Origin of the sequence: Massilia sp. 2TAF26 (assembly GCF_052115005.1) — a bacterium.
GTDB lineage: Bacteria > Pseudomonadota > Gammaproteobacteria > Burkholderiales > Burkholderiaceae_D > Telluria.
Map to the genome: position 1 here is coordinate 1 of NZ_JBFRFV010000015.1, position 20195 is coordinate 20195.

Consider the following 20195-nt stretch of genomic DNA (forward strand, 5'->3'; position numbering starts at 1 on the left):
TGCGACGTGATCCTGCCGCTGGTCGCAATTGCGACCCCGTCGACCTATGTCCAGGCGCCGCTGCGCGTGTTCGAACTCGACTTCGAAGCCAACCTGCCGATCGTGCGCTCGGCCGCCAAGTACGGCAAGCACCTGGTGTTCCCGTCGACCTCGGAAGTSTACGGCATGTGCCACGACGAGGAATTCGATCCGGAGAATTCGGAGCTGGTCTACGGCCCGATCAACAAGCCGCGCTGGATCTACGCCTGTTCCAAACAGCTGATGGACCGCGTGATCTGGGGCTACGGCATGGAAGGCCTGAACTTTACCCTGTTCCGCCCCTTCAACTGGATCGGCGCCGGCCTCGATTCGATCCACACCCCGAAGGAAGGCTCTTCGCGCGTGCTGACCCAGTTCCTGGGCCACATCGTGCGCGGCGAACCGATCCAGCTGGTGGACGGCGGCGCCCAGAAGCGCTCCTTCACCTATGTCGACGACGGCATCGACGCGCTGATGCGCATCATCGAGAACAAGGACGGCAAGGCGACCGGCAAGATCTACAACGTCGGCAATCCGTCGAATAATTATTCGATCCGCGAACTGGCCCACATGATGCTGGAATTGGCCGCCGAATACCCGGAATACCGCGACACCGCCAAGGACGTGAAACTGGTCGAGACCAGCTCTGGCGCCTACTACGGCACCGGCTACCAGGACGTGCAGAACCGCGTGCCGAAGATCGAGAACACGGTCTCGGAACTGGGCTGGACCCCGCAGGTCAATATGCGCGACGCCCTGGCCAAGATCTTCGACTCCTACAAGGACAATCTGGGCGATGCGCAGGATCTGATTCCGGAGCGCAGGCAGCTGCAGCGTAATTAATTCGATTCATCGTCAGCTTCAAAACGCCGTTCCTGCGAAAGCACGAACGGCGTTTTTGTATGTACGACTTCATGGAACTTGTAAATCCTTGTATGCCTAAGCTTCCACCCGGTAAGTAATTGTAAGAGTCCAGGCGAGTGGGAGGGGCCGAGCCTATAGTTCTTATCAGTTTTTCTCTCTCTCTCCACTCTTGAAGTGGTCTTTACCCACGGTTTCCCCCGTGGGTTTTTTTATGCCCAGGAGCCTCATCAAATGACGATGCGTACGACCATCCGGATGCCCGCGCGACTTGCCCGCGCCTGCCTGTTTGCGCTTGCCCTCGGATCGGCGGGAGCCAGCCTTGCGGTTCCGCTGATGGACTTGCGCGCCGAAGACCTGGTGCCGATGACCTCCGAGTTCAAGAAGTCGCTGAACCTGAACGCCAACCAGCAGACCCTGTGGCAGCAGGTCGAGAGCCGTTCGCGCGCCGTGCTGCGCGAGCGCCAGCACCGCCGCGAGGCGCTGCAGGAACAGGCCAAGACCCTGCTCGCCAAACCAGACGTCGAACTGCGTCAACTGAACGCCCTGGTGGAAGCGGAGAGCGCGATCGCCGTCCAGGAAGACAGGCAGCTGCGTGAACTGTGGCTGGGCCTGAACGACGCCCTCGACGACGCCCAGCGGCGCCAGGTCGCGACCCTAGTGAACGAACAACTGATGCGGGTGGTGCCGGAAGGCCGCCCGGGTGGAGAACGCGGCGGCGAGCGCGGAGGAGAGCGCGGAGGCGAGCGTGGCGGCCGCGGGATGGGCGGTCATGGCCGCGGAGGCATGGGTGGGCCGGGCGGCGGCAGCATTAACATCGGCGGCTAGGAGCCCGTTGCTTTTTCGAGGGATTTGTGTGTTTGCTATGTATCGTAAAGTAACAACGGCTGCCTGATCGTAATTTTGGCTATGCTTAAAGGCTAGAATTGGTTTAACCGGATGGCAACAGTCCGGGCAACCGATAATAACGATAAGCATGAGCAAACTGATCCCGATGGCCTGCCTGGCCTTGCTGGGCACGGCGGGACACGCATGGGCCCTCCCCCAAAGCAGTGACCAGGCAACGGCCTCCGTCGCCGAACCGACTCCCACCCAGACCGACAAGGCCGTGACCGGCAAGCAGGGCGCCCGCAGCGGCGCCGTGCCGGCCGTACCGAAGATCCAACAAGTTACCGTCAGCGGCGCGCGCGCCGACGACCTTGATGCGCGCCGCATCTCGACCGCCGCCAAGATGGTGTTCGGCCGCGAGGAACTCGAGCGCAACGGCGACACCAGCGTCAGCGAAGTATTGAAACGCCTGCCCGGCGTGACCATCGGCGGCGCGCCGGGACGCGGCGGCGGCGGGGTGCGCATGCGCGGCATGGGCAATGGCTATACCCAGATGCTGGTCAACGGCGAGCGTCCGCCGCCGGGCTTTTCGCTGGAGTCGCTGTCGCCGGACCAGGTCGAACGCATCGAAGTGATCCGCGGCCCGGTGGCGGAGCACAGCACCCAGGCGATCGCCGGCACCATCAACATCATCCTGCGCGAAGGCTACCAGCAGAAGGACGTGCAGCTGCGCCTGGCCGACAATATCGAGCAGGGCCGGCATGGCGCCAACGTCTCGCTGGCGATGCCGGGCAAGTCCGGCGCGCTCACCTGGATGATGAGCGGTTCGCTGATGCAGAACCGTCCGCACAACGAGAGCGACACGCTCAACCTCAGCACCCGCAAGGACGGCACGGTCGAGCGCCGCCAGCAGATCCACGACGAGGGCGGCGGCGTCTTCGACGGCGTCTTCCTGTCGCCGCGCTTCTCGTACAAGTTCGCCAACAGCGACACGCTGACCTTCCAGCCCTTCTTCGTCGCCAACCGCAGCCGCAATGGCGCCGACAGCCTGCTGGACCAGCCGCTGGGCAGCGTCGCGCCCGAGTACGCCCGCCAGCGCTCGGATTCGCAGTCGCATTCGGCCTTCCTGCGCGGCTTCGGCAACTGGCTGCACCGTGGCGAGGCCGGCGCCCGCCTGGAGGTGAAGTTCGGCTTCACCGGCGGCCGCAACGACAGCGATACCGTCCGCAACACTTACGATGCCGGCGGCAGCGCGCTGCGCCGCTACCTCGACAGCGACGCTAGCCGCGACAGCGGCGTCAACACTGGCGGCAAGTTCAGCCGTCCTATGGGCCAGGGCCACCTGTTCGCGGCCGGCTGGGACCTGGAAGCCAGCAAGCGCCGCCAGCAACACGTGGCGGCCGGCGACTCCGCTGCCCTGTTCGACGACGGCGGCGCCTCGCTGTCGGCCGACTCGCGCCGCGTGGCCATGTTCGTGCAGGACGAGTGGGACGTCACGCCGCAGTTCTCGACCTATCTGGGCCTGCGCTGGGAGGGTATCCGCGTTACCAGCGAAGGTGGACAGAACGGCGCCGGCGCGCACGTGAAAAACACCTCGAAGGTCTGGAGCCCGGTGCTGCATGGCGTCTGGCGCATCCCCGGCCATGAGAAGGACCAGCTGCGCGGCAGCGTCACCCGCAGTTACAAGGCGCCGGCGCTGAACGACCTGATCGCGGTGCCGACTATCTCGACCTACAACGACGCCACCCGTCCGGACCGCACCGGCAATCCGAACCTGAAGCCGGAGCTGGCCACCGGCCTGGATCTCGCCTACGAGCACTACCTGGGCAAGAGCGGCCTGCTGTCGGCCAGCGGCTTTGTGCGCAACATCGACGACCTGATGCGCCGCCAGACGGTGCTGGCCACGAATGGGCGCTGGATCTCCACCCCGATCAACATCGGCAAGGCGCGGACCAGCGGTATCGAACTGGAAGCCAAGTTCCCGCTGACGGAACTGTGGCCGGCCGCGCCGCTGGTCGACATACGCTCGAACTACAGCCGCTTCTGGTCGCGCGTGGACGGCATTCCGGGGCCGAACAACCGTCTCGACCAGCAGCCGAAGCAGACCGCCAACCTGGGCCTGGACTATCGCGCGAAGGGCTTGCCGCTGACCCTGGGCGGCAGCCTGAACTGGACTCCGGAGACGCTGGTGCAGACCACGGTCAACGAGACGGCGACCACCGGCACCAAGCGCCAGTTCGACGTTTACGGCCTGTGGAAGCTGCCGGCCAACGCGCAGTTGCGCCTGTCGGCCAACAACCTCGACCCGCGCCTGTACGAGACCGCGCGCAGCCTCGACACCGGTTCGCTGGTACAGAGCGCGGCGACGCAGGCCCGTACATACACCCAATTCGGCATTCGCTATGAAATGAAACTGTAGTAAATGCCAGACAAGCGCCCGGTTTTGGCAAGCCGGGCTGTGATACATTTGCCGATGGCCACAAGCCGTTCTTTTCCCTGCAACCAAGGACCCCTCGTGAAACGTTACCTTCTGAGTACCCTGACCCTGTCGATGCTGGCCGCCTTCGCCAGCGCCGCCGACAATGTTCATTCCGCTGCCGCGGGCACGACCTCCGGCATCGAGACCCAGTACATCGACCAGGGCGTGCGCGTCCAGGACGATTTCTTCGGCCACCTGAACGGCAAGTGGCTGCAGACCACCGAGATTCCGTCGGACCGCACGAGCTGGGGCACCTTCATCAAGCTGCGCGACGACACCCAGGGCCAGGTGCGCGGCATCATCGAAGCGGACCAGAAGAAGACGGGCAAGAAGGTCGGCAGCGACGACCAGAAGATCGGCGACCTGTACACCAGCTTCATGGACGAGAAGAAGCTCGAAGCCCTCGGTACCAAGCCGCTGGCCGGCGAGCTGCAGCGCATCCGCGCGCTGAAGGACAAGAAGGGCATCCCGGCCCTGGTGGCCCACCTGTCGCAGATCGGCGTCGCCAATCCCTACGGCGTCGGCGTGGCCCAGGATGCCAAGGAGTCGACCAAGTACGCGACCTACATCCGCCAGGGCGGCCTGGGTCTGCCCGACCGCGACTACTATCTGAAGATGGATGACAAGCGCATGGCCGGCATCAAGGCCAAATACGAGCAGCACGTCGCCAACATCCTGAGCCTGGCCGGCGACAAGGATGCCGCCGCCAAGGCCAAGGCCATCGTCGCCTTCGAGACCGAACTGGCGAAGGTGCAGTGGACCCGTGTCGAGCTGCGCGATCCGAACAAGAGCTACAACAAGATGAGCGTGGACGAGCTGTCCAAGCTGGCACCTGGCTACGACTGGAAGGCCGCGCTGGGCGCCGCCGGCATCGGCAACAAGGTCGACTACGTGATCGTCGGCCAGCCGAGCTACATCACCGGCTTCAACGAGGTGCTGAACAAGACCGACCTCGCCACCCTGCAAGCCTACTTCCAGTGGCAGGTGCTGCGCGAGTTCTCGCCCTTCCTGTCGAAGGCCTTCGTCGACGAGCGCTTCGACTTCTACGGCAAGACCCTGTCGGGCGTGAAGGAGCAGGAACCGCGCTGGAAGCGTGGCGTCGGCACCGTCGAAGGCGCGCTGGGCGAAGCCGTGGGCCGCGAATACGTCGCCCAGTACTTCCCGCCGGAGCGCAAGGCCCGCATGGAAGAGCTGGTGAAGAACGTGCTGGCCGCCTACAAGGAATCGATCGATAAGCTTGACTGGATGGGCCCGGAAACCAAGAAGGAAGCCCAGGCCAAGCTGGCCAAGTTCAACCCGAAGATCGGCTACCCGAACAAGTGGCGCGACTACTCGAAGCTGACCATCAAGAAGGATGACCTGGTCGGCAACGTGATGCGCACCGCGACCTTCGCCTACAACCGCAACATCAACAAGCTGGGCAAGCCGATCGACCGCGAAGAATGGGGCATGACGCCGCAGACCATCAACGCCTACTACAACTCGCGCCTGAACGAGATCGTGTTCCCGGCCGCGATCCTGCAGCCGCCGTTCTTCAACATGGCGGCCGACGACGCCGTGAACTACGGCGCGATCGGCGCCGTGATCGGCCACGAGATCGGCCACGGCTTCGACGACAAGGGTTCGCAGTCGGACGGCGACGGCAACCTGCGCAACTGGTGGACCGCCGAAGACCAGGCCCGTTTCAAGGCCAAGACCGACATGCTGGTCAAGCAGTACAACGCCTTCGAGCCGGTGCCGGGCTACCACGTGAACGGCGAACTGACCCTGGGCGAGAACATCGGCGACAACTCCGGTCTCGCCATCGCCTACAAGGCCTACAAGATCTCGCTGCACGGCCAGCCGGCCCCGACCATCGACGGCCTGACCGGCGACCAGCGTTTCTTCATGGGCTTCGGCCAGGTGTGGCGCTCGAAGATGCGCGACGAGGCGCAGATCAACCAGGTCAAGACCGACCCGCACTCGCCGGGCCAGTTCCGCGCCAACGGCACCCTGCGCAACCAGGCCGCTTTCTATGAAGCCTTCGGCGTCAAGGAAGGCGACAAGATGTACCTGAAGCCGGAAGACCGCGTCACGATCTGGTAATACCAAGCACCACGCATTTAAGCTGATGTATGGGCCGGCGGCGATCCCGCCGTCCCCCAGTAACCCATAACAATCCAAGGGAGATGCAAGAATGAAGAAGCAGTATCTGTTGAGCGCTCTGACCCTGGCCCTGATCGCCAGCGTCAGCCATGCTGAAGGCAGTGGCGCCGCCGCCGCCGCGAAAGTGACCGCCACCAAGGGCCAGACCCTGAGCGCCGGCATCGCCACCCAATACATCGAATCGTCCGTGCGTCCGCAGGACGATTTCTTCGAATACCTGAACGGCAAGTGGCTGAAGACCGTCGAGATCCCGTCCGACAAGTCGAGCTGGGGCTCGTTCATGGAGCTGCGCGAGAACACCCTGCCGCAGCTGCGCGGCATCATCGAAAACGTCGCCTCCAAGAACGCCGCCAAGGGCACCGACGAACAGCGCATCGGCGACTACTACGCCAGCTTCATGGACGAGGCCAGGCTCGAACAGCTGGGCGCGACCCCGCTGAAGGGTGAGCTGGACAAGATCGCCGCGCTGAAGGACAAGTCCGAGCTGCCGGCCCTGCTGGCCCACCTGGGCAAGATCGGCGTGGGCGTGCCCTTCGACTTCGGCATCCACCAGGACAATAAGGATTCGACCAAGTACGTCGCCGACATCGGCCAGGGCGGCCTGGGCATGCCGGACCGCGACTACTACCTGAAGGCCGACGACAAGAAGCTGGCCGACACCAAGGCCAAATACCAGCAGCACGTCGAGAAGATGCTGGCCATGGCCGGCGACAAGAACGCCGCCGCCAACGCGAAAGCCATCGTCGACTTCGAGACCGAGATCGCCAAGGTACAGTGGACCAAGGTCGAGCTGCGCGACCCGATCAAGGCCTACAACAAGGTCAACCTGGCCGACCTGAACACGGTGGCCCCGGGCTTCGACTGGAAGACCTGGCTGGACGCCACCGGCCTGTCCGGCAAGGCGACTTACGTGATCGTCGGCCAGCCGACCTACCTGAAGGCCTTCATGGACGTGGCCAACAGGACGCCGGTCGACACCTGGAAGGCCTACCTGTCGCTGCACCTGATCGAATCCTACGGCAGCTTCCTGTCGAAGAACTTCGTCGACGAGCGCTTCGACTTCTACGGCAAGACTCTGTCGGGCGTGAAGGAAATGGAACCGCGCTGGAAGCGTGGCGTGGGCGCGGTCGAGCGTGCGCAGGGCGAGTCGCTGGGCAAGCTGTACGTGGCCCAGTACTTCTCGGCCGAGAAGAAAGCACGCATGGAAGCGCTGGTGAAGAACCTGCTGGCCGCCTATAAAGAGTCGATCAACAAGCTCGACTGGATGAGCCCGGCCACCAAGAAGGAAGCGCAAGCCAAGCTGGCCAAGTTCAACCCGAAGATCGGCTACCCGAACAAGTGGAAGGACTACTCGGCGCTGCAGGTCTCGCGTGACGACCTGGTCGGCAACGTGATGCGTTCGCGCGTGTGGGCCGCCGACTACGAGATCAACAAGCTGGGCAAGCCGATCGACCGCGACGAGTGGGGCATGACGCCGCAGACCATCAACGCGTACTACAACCCGGAGATGAACGAGATCGTGTTCCCGGCCGCGATCCTGCAGCCGCCGTTCTTCGACGCCAACGCGGATGACGCGGTCAACTACGGCGGCATCGGCGCCGTGATCGGCCACGAGATCAGCCACGGCTTCGACGACCAGGGCGCCCAGTACGACGGCGACGGCAACCTGCGCGACTGGTGGACCGCCTCGGACCACAAGAACTTCAAGGCCAAGACCACGGCGCTGGTCAAGCAGTACAACGCCTTCGAGCCGCTGCCGGGCTACCACGTGAACGGCGAGCTGACCCTGGGCGAGAACATCGCCGACAACTCGGGCCTGGCGATCGCCTACAAGGCCTACCACATCTCGCTGAAGGGCAAGAAGGCCCCGGTGATCGACGGCATGACCGGCGACCAGCGCCTGTACGCAGGCTGGGCCCAGGTATGGCGCTCGAAGATGCGCGAGCAGCAGCAGATCGTCCAGGTGAAGACCGACCCGCACTCGCCGGGCCAGTACCGCGCCAACGGCACGTTGCGCAACCAGCCGGGCTTCTACGAAGCCTACAAGGTCAAGCAGGGCGACAAGATGTACCTGGCGCCGCAGGATCGCGTGATCATCTGGTAATCGTTTCGTCATCGTGACGATGTAAAGGGCCGCGGCATGCCGCGGCCTTTTTTTCAATCGAAAGGGACTCCTGTCATGAAACGTCTCGCCCTGAGCGCCCTGAGCCTGGCACTGATCGCCGGCTTCGCGCATGCCGCCGAAGGTGCATCCACCAAGTCGGCGCCGGCTTCCCGCCCAACCCTGGCCAGCGGCATCGCCACCCAGTACATCGATCCGTCGGTGCGTCCGCAGAACGATTTCTACCAGTACCTGAACGGCAAGTGGCTGCAGACCGTGCAGATCCCGGCCGACCAGGCCAGTTGGGGTTCCTTCGACCAGCTTTATGAGAATTCGCTGGCCGAGCTGCGCGGCATCATCGAGAAAGTCTCGGCGGATGGCGCGCCCCGGAATGCCGATGCCAAACGTATCGGCGACTTCTACGCCAGCTTCATGGACGAGGCGCGCCTGGAGCAGCTGGGCTTCACGCCGCTGAAGGGTGAGCTCGACCGCATCGCCGCGCTGAAGGACAAGACGGAGCTGCCGGCCCTGCTGGCCCACCTCGGCAAGATCGGCGTCAACGTGCCTTTCGACTTCGGCATCCACCAGGACAACAAGGACTCGACCAAGTACGTCGCCGACATCGGCCAGGGCGGCCTGGCGATGCCGGACCGCGACTATTACCTGAAGGACGACGACGAGAAGCTGGCCGACGCCAAGGCGAAGTACGAGCAGCACGTCGAGCGCACCCTGGCGCTGATCGGCAACCCGCGCGCCGTGTTCGACGCCAAGTCCATCGTCGGCTTCGAGACCGAGATCGCGAAGCTGCAGTGGACCAAGGTCGAGCTGCGCGACCCGATCAAGGCCTATAACAAGGTCGGCCTGGCGGACCTGGACAAGCTCGCCCCCGGCTATGACTGGAAGACCTGGCTCGATGCCGCCGGCCTGTCCGGCAAGACGACCTATGTGATCGTCGGCCAGCCGAGCTATCTGAAATCCTTCGTCGAGCTGTCGAACAAGACCTCGCTGGATACCTGGAAGGCCTATCTGTCGATGCACGTGGCCGATGCCTATGCCGGCTATCTGTCGAAGGCCTTCGTCGACGAGCGCTTCGGCTTCTACGGCAAGACCCTGTCCGGCGTCGAAGAGATCGAGCCGCGCTGGAAGCGCGGGGTCGGTGCCATCGAACGCTCGCAGGGCGAGGCGCTGGGCAAGCTCTATGTGGCCCAGTACTTCCCGCCGGAGCGCAAGGCGCGCATGGAAGCGCTGGTGAAGAACCTGCTGGCCGCCTATAAACAGTCGATCGACACGCTCGACTGGATGAGCCCGAAAACCAGGAAGGAAGCCCAGGCCAAGCTGGCCAAGTTCACGCCGAAGATCGGCTACCCGAACAAGTGGAAGGATTACTCGGCCCTGGTGGTGAAGCGCGACGACCTGGTCGGCAACGTGATGCGCGCCCGCGTGTGGGCCGCCGACTACGAGATCAACAAGCTGGGCAAGCCGATCGACCGCGACGAATGGGGCATGACCCCGCAGACGGTGAACGCCTATTACAACCCGGAGATGAACGAGATCGTGTTCCCGGCCGCGATCCTGCAAGCGCCCTTCTTCGACGCGAATGCGGACGATGCCGTCAACTACGGCGGCATCGGCGCCGTGATCGGGCACGAGATCAGCCACGGCTTCGACGACCAGGGCGCGCAATACGATGGCGACGGCAACCTGCGCGACTGGTGGACCAAGGCCGACCACAAGAACTTCAAGGCCAAGACCGCGATGCTGGTCAAGCAGTACGACGCCTTCGAACCGCTGAAGGGCTACCGCGTAAACGGCGAACTGACCCTGGGCGAGAACATCGCCGACAACTCGGGCCTGGCGATCGCCGCCAAGGCCTACCGGATCTCGCTGAAGGGTAAGAAGGCGCCGGTGATCGACGGCTTGACCGGAGAACAGCGCCTGTACATGGGCTGGGCCCAGGTGTGGCGCTCGAAGATGCGCGACCAGCAGACGATCGCGCAGATCAAGGCCGATCCGCACTCGCCGGACCAGTTCCGCGCCAACGGTTCGCTGCGCAACCAGCCGGGCTTTTACGAGGCCTTCAAGGTGAAGCAGGGCGACAGGATGTACCTGGCGCCGAAGGACCGCGTGATCATCTGGTGATGCGCATCCGGTGATGTGCATCCGGTAATGAAAAAAGGGCCGCAGCGATGCGGCCCTTTTCCTTGGCGGCGCTTGAGCGCCGCGGCAGGGATTACTGTGCCTCGTAGGCGCCGATGTCGATCGTGCCCAGCGCCGGACGCGCCACGCCGGAAGCGACGTGCTTGTACTGCGCCACCGGCTTGAGCGACACGCCCGAACTCGAGGTACCCGGCACCGAACCGGCATTGGTCACCAGCGCATTCGCCAGCGGACGCAGGTCGTAGGCGGCGCGGTTCACGAAGCCCGGCGCCGCTGCGCGGTAGTTGGTCTTCTGGACGGCGCTGGTCTGGGTGGACAGGGTGCCGGTGCCCGCGAAGATATTGTTCTGCAGCAGGGCAGGCGTGGTCACGCCGGAGCCGATGAAGAAGAAGGTGCCGTGCGAGCTGTCGTCGTTCAGGAAGGTGTTGTTGACGACGTACAGGTCCTTGCCCGGGTTGGTCGCGCCTTCTTCGCCGTAGGCCAGCAGGACCGAATTGCTGTTGCTTGCCGGCTGCTCGATCACGTTACCGATCACGTAGGACGTGCCGGCGTTCGGAATGTCGATCTCGTAGCTCGGCTTGCCGGACGCGGTGCTGCCGGTCTGGCCCGCCGGGGTGCTCGAGAAGCGGTTGTACACGATCGTGTTGACCTTGGCGCGCGACTTCAGGTTGTGGCCGACGTTGGCGTCGTGCGAGTAGTTGTAGCGGAAGGTCAGGCTGGCGCTGCTGCCGATGTACAGGTTGTGGCTCTGGCCGTCGCCGTAGCCGTTGTGGCCGAACTCGGTGTATTCGATGACGATGTTGCTGGCGGTGTTGGCGTTGCTCAGGATGCCGTCTTCGTTATCGTGGATGAAGGAGTTGCGCAGCGTGAAGTTGGTGCCTTCCAGGCGCAGTGCGGCGCCGTTGCGGTCGGGCACTTTAGCGCCGTACATTTCAACGTTGTCGACGACGATGTTGCTGCCCTCGACCACCCAGATACCCTTGCTCATGGCGTACTTGCCGCCGGCATTGATCTTCGGACGGCCGTTCACGCCGCGGATGGTCAGGTTGCTCGTATAGATGGCGCAGACGTCGCCGGTATAGGTCGTGTTGCCAGTGATTTCGACCACATCGCCGCTCTTGGCGACGGCAAAGGCCTTGCAGGGAGTTGCGTAAGTCTTGCCCGGACCAACCGACAAGGTTGCGGCCGAGGCGGGAACTGCGAAGGCCAGACCAAGCAGGGCGGCCGGAATGGACAAAGTGAATCGAGCGCGTTGCATGTGTTTCCCCGTAGTTTTCAGAATCGTGTGCGTTGCCGAAATAATACTTTTCGGAAACAACGAAACCTCAGCATATCGGGAAAATTGTCACGCGTTAAGTGCCTAAGCGTAACAGAATCGGGGTACAAATGTAGTTTTCTAGCGGCATTCTCCTATGGCAGAGTCCGCTTTTGGCCCTTGGAAATTGTTACAAATAATGTGTGCGTAAACGATACACTTGGTTAAAAAGACGAACGATTTTCGGTCGTCTGTTAATGACCAGAGGATCGGGACGTGCTAGTGGGAGCCGCGAATGCGGCTCCCGGAAGAGAGTCGGATTACTTCGCGGCAGCGACCATGTAGTCGACTGCGCTCTTGACATCGGCGTCCGGCGCGCTCGATCCGCCTTTCGGCGGCATCATGCCGTTCTTTCCCTGGAAGCCCTTGATGGCGTGCTCGTGGAGCACATTGGCGCCCTGGGCGATGCGCGGTGCCCAAGCGGCCTTGTCGCCGAATTTCGGCGCGCCGGCGATGCCCGCACCGTGGCAGGCGACGCAGGCCGCGCTGTACAGGGTCTTGCCGGCGCCGCTGGCGCTGGCCGTCGCTTCGGCTGCCGGGGCGGCCGGGGCCGCGGCAACAGCTGCAGACACCGGTGCGGGAGCAGCAGCGGGAGCGGCTGCGCCGGCTTCGGCCGGTGCGGCAGCCGGCGCCGCGTTTGCCGCAGTGGCCGCCGCCGGGGCGGCAGGCGCCTCCGGCTCCTTGAACTTGGCGCCCGACTGGTTCGCCATATAGACCATGGCGCGCGCGACTTCGACGTCGTCGAGGTCAGGATTGCCGCCCTTGGCCGGCATCGCGCGGATACCCTGGATGGCGTGCTGGAGGAGGGTGTCGTAACCCTGCTTGATGCGTGCGGCCCAGGCGCCGGCATCGCCGGCCTTCGGTGCGCCGGCTGCGCCGGTGCCGTGGCAGGCGGCGCAGGTCGAGGTATAGACGGCCTGGCCGTTCTGCAGGACCTTCGGTGCGTTGGCGTCCTTCAGGGTGAAGCCTTCGGCGGCGACCGGCTGGATGCGGGCGGCGACGGCTTCTGCGTTCTGGGTGGAGCCTGCTCCGGACAGGTGGGTGTTGGTGACGAAGGTTACCAGCAGGATGATGCCGATGACGATGACAAGAAAGAACCCGGCGACGGCCACAATGAGTTGTTTAGGGGTTCGGATAAAAGACTGATGTTCACTCTGATGTGCGTCGCTCATGATTTCCTTACTAACTTATATAGATAAAAAAACCTGCCAGCCTCTAAAGGTTCCTTGCATAACAGAAAGAACCTCAAGTGAGCGATTATAGAACAATCTAAGTTATAGGAAACGCAATTTATGCAGTCTGCTTCTGCTTATCCATAGACGGGACGCGTGGAACGCTGTATCCTTCGCATCACTTCCGATTTTCCAGGGCGGCTGTAGCTCAGTGGATAGAGTATTGGCCTCCGAAGCCAAGGGTCGTGGGTTCGATCCCCGCCAGCCGCGCCACAGAATTCCTCTCTTCTTTTCCCTCACGCGGCCTTGTTCGCCGGACGGCGACGGCGGAAATATTTCTGCACCGGATCGTCGACCACGTGGTGCAGCAGCGCCGACAGCAGCAGGACCAGCGCGAACGACAGCCACACGTACAGAGGCTTGATCTCATTCGCGTTCGACATGAAGCCCGCCTTCAGCAGGTCGTAGACCAGGTAGTGCACCATATAGGTCGAATACGAGATCTCGCCGAGGTACACCAGCACCGGATTCGACAGCGCAGCGGTGATCGGCGACGTCGTCACGCTCAGGTAGGCGATCAGGAAGGCGAACGCCATCGGGATGGTGGCGTAATCCGGCAGCGGCGCACTGGCATACAGCACGCACAGGCCGGCGAAGCCGAGCAGCGCGGCGTTGCGGTATTTTTCCAGGAATTCGCGGTGATTGATGTACAGGGAACCGATGAACACGCCCATCAGGAATTCCAGCAGCGTACGGACCAGGGCCATGCGCGGAACGCCCGCGCCCAGCGACTCGATGCCGTTGAATGCATACACCAGGTGCAGCAGCAGGGCAACCAGCACCAGCACCGCCAGGTGGGCGGCAACACCGCCGCGCAGCTTGCGCAGGCTGTAGGCCATCAGCGGGAAGAACAGGTAGACGAACCATTCCGAGCTGATCGACCAGGACGGCACGTTCCAGGTGAGGTCGCTGCCGACCCACATATGGATCAGGAACATGCTCTGGAAGAAGGTGCTCCAGGTATAGGATTCCGGCGCGGCGTGGCTGCTCGAGAAGAAATAAAAGGCCGCGAACAGCATCAGATAGCCGCCCAGCATCACGGCATGCAGGGGATAGATGCGCGACAGGCGGTTCCAGTAGAAGCGGCCCACGCTATGCGGGAAGTTCTTTGCGAGCGAGGCGTGATAGCTCAGGAAGATCACGAAACCGCTCAGCAGGAAGAACAGGTCGACCGCCAGGTAGCCATGGGCGATCAGGTGCGCGAGCGGCAGCGGAATCGAGTTGCCCAGCAGGGCCAGCGAATGGAAGAACACGACCCACCATGCGCAGATCCCCCGTAGCCCGGCGAGTTGGTTGAGCTTCACGTCGTCACACCTTCTTTTGCTTTTGCCGCCTGTGCCTGTGCCTTGGCCTTGATCTGGTTTTCGCGTTCCACGCGGGCCGAATACTGGTCGATGGCGACCGTGAGCCCGAGCATGTAGAAAATGAAGGGCTGGTAGGCGATGCCGACGAAGGCGCCGCCGGCCAGGAAAATCAGGATGGCGCTGATCAGCGCATCGGCCAGCGAGACCAGCCAGGCCATGCCCGGATGCTTCGCCCATTTTTTCTTCAGCTTGCGCAGCTTGACCAGCGCGATCAGGATCATCGAGAAATACATGGCGAAGCCAGGGAAGCCCTGTTCCCCCAGCACTTCGAAATACACGCTATGGAAGGCCTTGCCCACCAGCCGTCCCTCGGGGTAGTACTGGATGGTGCCGTCCTCCGTCACGTTGGCGATCCTGTTGTGCAGGAAGGAGTCGAAGCCGCCGCCCAGGGGGTTCTCGACGGTGTACTTGACCGTCCATTCCCACACCTTGAGCCTGCCGAGCGCGGACGAATCCTTGTTATAGGTCTCGATGGTCGACATGCGGGCGCCCCAGCGCGTATGCGACAGGTCGATATTCAAATAGATGACGCCTGCCAAAGCCGCGCCGGCGAGCCACCACAGCTTCTTTTTCGACTGCAGCGCGGACAGTCCGCACAGGACGGCCACGGCAATGACGCCGGTACGGGCACCCGTACCGACCACGGTGGCGAGGGCGGTGACGATGATGCCGATGAACAGCCCGTAGGTCTTCCAGTTCCTGGGAAAGACGATCGTATGGCGCATCAGGAACACGATCAATGGCACCAGCATGATGCAGACCACCGCCAGGGTGCTGCCCTCCGCCAAGCCGGTGTTGCCGCCGCCCATGATGGCGAGCACGCCGTAGCCGCCGCTGCCGAGCAGGGTCTTTACGCCGGCCGAGAAGAAGATCGTCGCGGCCGAGAAGACGAAGACCAGGATGAAGGATTCGATCTGCACCCGCGAGCGGAAGACGAAGGGAATGAATATTGCGAACAGCAATACCTTGTAGACCCAGTCCCATTTGGCCCAGGGCCGGTCCGGAATGGTCGACATCATCGTCGTGAGTGTCACCCATACGGTGAACACGGCGAACAGGAGCAGGATCGAGCCGAACTTGGGCGGGAATTTCTTGTCCTTGAGCGCATACTGCGCAACCATCGCCAGCGCCGCGATCATGGACAGCGGCCAGCCGGTGATGATGGACCAGGCAAGCTGCTGGGGCTTGACCACGTCGACCCAGACGAAGCCTAGAGCCGCGGCAAAGGCGGCGGAGAACCCTGTGAAGATCAGGGTGAAAAAGACGGCCGACAAAAAGAGAGATTGCATAGTGCTTTCATTGCCTGCGCGAAGCCATCTCGCCAAGCGCCGGGACAGGCGGAATTCGGAAGCTGCTGCTTATTTGCGCTTCTTCTTCGGTTGTTCCTGGGGCGGCTCGCTGTCGGCCGAAAACCATGGCAACAGCTTGTCGAGTTTGATTGCGCGAAAGACCGTATAGAGAATCAGCGATCCGAACAATAGCAAGGCTAGGTTATCGATCATATCCGTGATTGCCTGGATGAGAATGGTCGATAGAATAACACGTGAGTATGGGCAACACGGTTGGAAACCGTGTGTGTTGTGCTACAGGTCTTAAATAAAAAACACCCTGCAAGCTAGGCTTGCAGGGTGTCGGGCAGAACCGGTTACCGGGTCGGATTAGCGCGGAACGATCGCGTATTCCGGCTCAGCGGCATAGTCCGGCTGGTAAGGACGCTTGGCGTACAGGTCCCATGCCTTCTTGCCGTTCGCGTTCGCGCCGGCGGCATAGGCCAGTGCCGGACGCATGATCGACTGCGGGCTCTGGGCGGTCAGGTAGCTCACCATTTCGCCGGTACGCAGCTTCAGGTTGGCGGCCATTTCCGGGCTGGCGCAAGCTAGGCTCGTGAACGTCGACGGGAAGGTGTTCTTATAGACCTGGCCGATCGAGGTGTAGAGCGGCGACGTGGCGCTGTCGCGTACCTTCAGGGTGTAGGCCGACGACTGGATCCAGCAGTAGCCGTCGCCAACCATGCGGTCCACCACGAACTTCGACTTCCAGGTCAGCAGCGGCTGGGCGCGGGTGAAGCCCAGTTCCACCATGTGGCCGATGGCCGAGGTGAAGAAGTCATCCTGCCACGGTCCCAGACCGGTGTTGGTGTCGTACACGATCGCATAACCGTTTTCGATCACGCCCAGCTTGTTGGCCAAGGCGTTGTTGGTGTATTTCGCGTCGAAATAGTCGATGTTGCTGTTGACGATGGCCGTGAAGTTCGCCTTCTGCGGATCGTTGTCCGGCGTGATGTAGGCGGCTTCCGCCAGGGTACGCAGCGACCATGCCTGGCCACGCACCTGGTCCGAACCCACCAGGCCCTTGCCGTACGAGCGATAGGCGGGGTTGCTGGCGAAGCTGCTGAAGTTGGCCCAGAACTGCAGCTCTTCCAGGTGATAGTAGTCACCGGTCACCAGATACGGCAGATAGGAGAACGCTGCCTGGTGCGAGGTGTCGGCGACCATCGGGCTCGTGCACGAGGTAGTGCAGACCGGGAAGATTTCACGCTGGCCGGTTGCCGGGTTGAGCGAGTCGTACTTCGCGTTGAAGGTCGTCGAATACGGATACTCCGCCAGGGTCACCGGACGGCCGGTGGTCTTGTTGCGGTAGTGCGACGGCCAGGCGCCTGCCTGATCCGACATGCCGAGCGAGATGTTCTTCATGCGCTGGTCCATGCTCAGCAGGTACAGCGCGTTCCAGGCCGGCATCAGGCCGATATCGCTGCGGGCGCCGGTGGTCGGCATGTAGGGCTGGCCCACGCCCGGGTTCATCGGACCGGTCTTGCTGTTGGTCCACTGGCTGTTCCACGAAGCGATCGTTGCTTCCTTGATCACCAGCGACTGGTCATAGTTCGGCACCGCCTTGGTGGCGAGCAGGTAAGCAAGGTTGTGGCGTACGTCCAGCTTCGGCTCGGTGCCCCACCAGAACACCTTGCGCCACCGCGCGTGGTGGTAATGGGTCAGCGCGGCCTGGGTGTAGACGGCCTGGCCGCCGACCAGGACCTGGGCATCATAGGTCAGGTTTTGCGGCGACGCATCGTAGGCCCAGTCGTTCTCGACGGTAACGTCGACACGTGCGGCCTTGCTGCCGGTGTAGGAGCGGATGGCGAACTGGGCCATCAGGTGCGGATGTTCGTTGCCGGCCGAATCCTTCAGCGGCGTGGACACGATCCATTCATTGACCAGCGGGCCGGCCAGCCAGCTCGTGACCTTGCCGGACTTCAGCAGGGTATCGGCCGATGCCGTGTATTTCACGCCGGCGATGGTCAGGTTCACGCTGGCGGTAAAGCCGTTGTTCAGCAGGGTTGCGGGGCTTGCCGGGGCGGCGGCGGCGGCGGCGGTGGCGCGGTACAGGGTCACGGTGTCGGACTGCTTCGCCGCCGTGCTCGGCAGTTGTACGGTCAGGACGGCATGGCGCACCGAGCCGTCTGCGTGACGTGCCTTGACGTCCATCTGCAGGGGAACCGTGGCGCCGCTGGCGGTTTTGGCGACCACAGTCTGGCCGCTCGGCACGTCGCCTTGAGCAAATACCTGGCCGAAGGTGGCCGCAGCGTTGGTCTGCGAAGCGGTCGCCACGCTGGTCAGCTGGACGGTGGTGATGCCGCCGGTGGTGGTCGAGCCGGTGCCGCTGCCGCTGCCGGTCGAGGTCGTGGGCGGCGTGACGGTGGTCGTGATCGGACCGTTGAGTACGTTGGTAACCAGCGAGCCGGCGGTCGTGGCCGGGTTGGCGGTGGAGGCCGAAGCGGAAGCGTTCGACGCGCTATCCACGCTGCTGCCAGCGCCGCATGCGGACAAGGCAGCGCAAATAACCAGAAGAAGAGGACGAGAAGTGTAAGAGTTACGCATATCTGAACTTATCCAAAAAAAGTCGCCGCACAGAAATAGTGCTGCTCGGAATAAGTTCAGATTACCGTAGGAAATTAATTTACTGTGGGAAAAATATCAAACGCACAATCAAAAAGTTCCAAAATAATTCCTCGATACAACACTTAACTGTATTGTCTAACGATTTTGTTGTCAATAAATATTCAGGTATAGGCGCCGAATCAATATTTTTATTTTAAGAAATGTGGTGAGAATGACGCAAATCACTAGATTGTTGACACGCAAAACCGTGTAGTAGTATCTCTAAGGCAATTTTCAACGTTCTTGGGTGAAATGTCGATGCAAAAAGCCAGAAAAAAGCGTGTGGCGCAACACCGGAGCCGCCGCTGGGCGTGGGCAGCGGGATCGGCATTGCTGCTGGCGGCGGCCGCCGCCAGCACGGGACTGTATACGCTGTCCAGCATGGGCATCACGCCGCGTTCGCTGGGACCTTATCTCGAGCGCCGCAGTGCCGGCCATAATGCCGTCATCGAAGGCGTCGGCCGCACGGCCCGGGAATGGCTGGTGCGGGCCGACCGTGGCGAACAGCTGCCGGGAGGCGCTGCCTGGTCCGGCACGGTTGGCATGCAGCGCGGCGGCACGACAACCGGTTCCGGCAAACCCGCGCCGGGCGCCGACGAAGTACTGGTATCGGACAGCACCGGCCTGCTGCGCGCCGTCGCCGCGGCAGCGCCGGGGCAGGTGATCACCCTGCTGCCCGGCCGCTATCAGGCCAGCCGGACGATCGAGGCCTTCCATCCCGGCCGCGCCGATGCGCCCATCGTGGTGCGTGCTGTCGAGCCCGGCAGCGTCCAGTTGGAGATCGGCGCCGGCGAAGGTTTTCGGATATCGGCGCCGTACTGGCGCTTCGAAAACCTTTCGCTGCGAGGCAGCTGCCCCAAAGCCTATTATTGTGAGCATGCTTTCCACGTCGTCGGTGATGCCCACCACTTCGCGGCCGTCAACAACCTCATCGTCGACTTCGATGCCCACTTCAAGATCAATGCGGAAAAGGGCCGCTACCCGGACCACGGCCTGATCGAATCGAATACGCTGCGCAACGACAGCGTGCGCCTCACCACCAGGCCGGTCACGCCGATCGACCTGGTGACGGCCAGCGACTGGGTCGTCCGCCGCAACCTGATCAGCGACTTCATCAAGGGCGACGGCGACCGCATCAGCTACGGCGCATTCGCCAAGGGCGGCGGCGCCAACAACCTGTTCGAGCAGAACATCGTGATTTGCGAAGACAGGCTGCGCGGCGCCCCCGGCCAGCGGATCGGCCTGTCGCTGGGCGGCGGCGGCACGGGAAAGGAATACTGCAGGGACGGCAAGTGCATCACCGAGCAGACCGGCAGTACGCTGCGCGCCAACCTGGTCGCCTCGTGCTCCGACGACGGCATCTATCTGAATGCGGCCGCGCGCAGCCGGCTGCAGCACAATACGCTGGTCGATACCGGTGGCATCACCGTGCGTTTCCCCGAGAGCAGCGCCGACCTCGCAGGCAATCTGGTGGACGGCATGATCCGCAGTCGCGACGACGGCATCGTGCGTCTCGACGACAATCTGTATACCTCGGCGGCGCGCCTCTACCTCGGCAGCCATCCCTACCGCGCGCTGTTCCGCGACCCGCTCGCCCTCGATTTCCAATGGCGCGAACCGGCTGCACGCCGTTCGAACGCCGGCGATATCGGGCCCGACCTGTGCGGCGGACCCCGTCCCGCACAAGCGCGCTATGGCGCCTTCGAGGACTTCGGCGCCTGCCTGAGCCGGCCGTAAATACCTCGCACATATCGAAAATG

The 20195-nt window shown here is 62.9% G+C and carries 13 protein-coding genes and 1 tRNA gene; 8 read left to right on the top strand and 6 right to left on the bottom strand.

Annotated elements, in window-relative coordinates; all coding sequences use genetic code 11:
- The 6 genes from AB4Z32_RS16205 to AB4Z32_RS16230 all read left to right on the top strand — a co-directional run.
- Positions 1–861 (top strand): bifunctional UDP-4-keto-pentose/UDP-xylose synthase (locus AB4Z32_RS16205; RefSeq protein WP_442122885.1); only part of this gene is annotated, 861 nt, incomplete at its 5' end.
- 252 nt (positions 862–1113) lie between these two features.
- Positions 1114–1707 carry a hypothetical protein gene (locus AB4Z32_RS16210; RefSeq protein WP_442122886.1) on the top strand — a complete coding sequence of 198 codons (594 nt, stop codon included), beginning with the start codon at positions 1114–1116 and terminating at the stop codon, positions 1705–1707.
- Positions 1708–1855: 148 nt separating this feature from the next.
- The gene (locus AB4Z32_RS16215) at positions 1856–4126 is read left to right on the top strand and encodes a TonB-dependent receptor plug domain-containing protein (protein WP_442122887.1); all 2271 of its coding nucleotides are present in this window, start codon (positions 1856–1858) and stop codon (positions 4124–4126) included.
- Positions 4127–4222: 96 nt separating this feature from the next.
- Positions 4223–6271 (top strand): M13 family metallopeptidase, encoded by a 2049-nt coding sequence (locus AB4Z32_RS16220; RefSeq protein WP_442122888.1) that lies wholly within the window; start codon positions 4223–4225, stop codon positions 6269–6271.
- 91 nt (positions 6272–6362) lie between these two features.
- Positions 6363–8435, top strand: coding sequence for a M13 family metallopeptidase (locus tag AB4Z32_RS16225; RefSeq protein ID WP_442122889.1), 2073 nt, complete (start codon positions 6363–6365; stop codon positions 8433–8435).
- 75 nt (positions 8436–8510) lie between these two features.
- Positions 8511–10571, top strand: coding sequence for a M13 family metallopeptidase (locus tag AB4Z32_RS16230; protein ID WP_442122890.1), 2061 nt, complete (start codon positions 8511–8513; stop codon positions 10569–10571).
- A 91-nt stretch (positions 10572–10662) separates the two neighbouring features.
- Here AB4Z32_RS16230 and AB4Z32_RS16235 read toward each other — a convergent pair whose 3' ends face one another.
- Both AB4Z32_RS16235 and AB4Z32_RS16240 read right to left on the bottom strand, forming a co-directional pair.
- On the bottom strand, positions 10663–11847 hold the full coding sequence (locus AB4Z32_RS16235; RefSeq protein WP_442122891.1) for a hypothetical protein: 1185 nt from the start codon (positions 11845–11847) through the stop codon (positions 10663–10665).
- A gap of 317 nt (positions 11848–12164) precedes the next feature.
- Positions 12165–13076 (bottom strand): c-type cytochrome, encoded by a 912-nt coding sequence (locus AB4Z32_RS16240; protein ID WP_442122892.1) that lies wholly within the window; start codon positions 13074–13076, stop codon positions 12165–12167.
- A gap of 197 nt (positions 13077–13273) precedes the next feature.
- Here AB4Z32_RS16240 and AB4Z32_RS16245 point away from each other — a divergent pair.
- Positions 13274–13349, top strand: a tRNA-Arg gene (locus AB4Z32_RS16245).
- A gap of 23 nt (positions 13350–13372) precedes the next feature.
- Here the strand turns inward: AB4Z32_RS16245 and AB4Z32_RS16250 are convergent.
- The 4 genes from AB4Z32_RS16250 to AB4Z32_RS16265 all read right to left on the bottom strand — a co-directional run bounded on the left by AB4Z32_RS16250 (position 13373) and on the right by AB4Z32_RS16265 (position 18297).
- Positions 13373–14440, bottom strand: coding sequence for an acyltransferase family protein (locus AB4Z32_RS16250; RefSeq protein ID WP_442122893.1), 1068 nt, complete (start codon positions 14438–14440; stop codon positions 13373–13375).
- Positions 14437–15789 (bottom strand): putative O-glycosylation ligase, exosortase A system-associated, encoded by a 1353-nt coding sequence (locus tag AB4Z32_RS16255; RefSeq protein ID WP_442122894.1) that lies wholly within the window; start codon positions 15787–15789, stop codon positions 14437–14439. Before AB4Z32_RS16255 ends, AB4Z32_RS16250 begins: the two co-directional genes overlap by 4 nt.
- Before the next feature lie 69 nt (positions 15790–15858).
- Positions 15859–16002 carry a hypothetical protein gene (locus AB4Z32_RS16260; RefSeq protein WP_442122895.1) on the bottom strand — a complete coding sequence of 48 codons (144 nt, stop codon included), beginning with the start codon at positions 16000–16002 and terminating at the stop codon, positions 15859–15861.
- A 156-nt stretch (positions 16003–16158) separates the two neighbouring features.
- Positions 16159–18297, bottom strand: coding sequence for a hypothetical protein (locus tag AB4Z32_RS16265; protein ID WP_442122896.1), 2139 nt, complete (start codon positions 18295–18297; stop codon positions 16159–16161).
- Between the two features lie 420 nt (positions 18298–18717).
- Here AB4Z32_RS16265 and AB4Z32_RS16270 point away from each other — a divergent pair, with 420 nt between their 5' ends.
- A complete protein-coding gene (locus tag AB4Z32_RS16270) occupies positions 18718–20172 on the top strand; it encodes a right-handed parallel beta-helix repeat-containing protein (protein ID WP_442122897.1) in 1455 nt (484 codons plus the stop codon).
- Positions 20173–20195 lie beyond the last annotated feature (23 nt).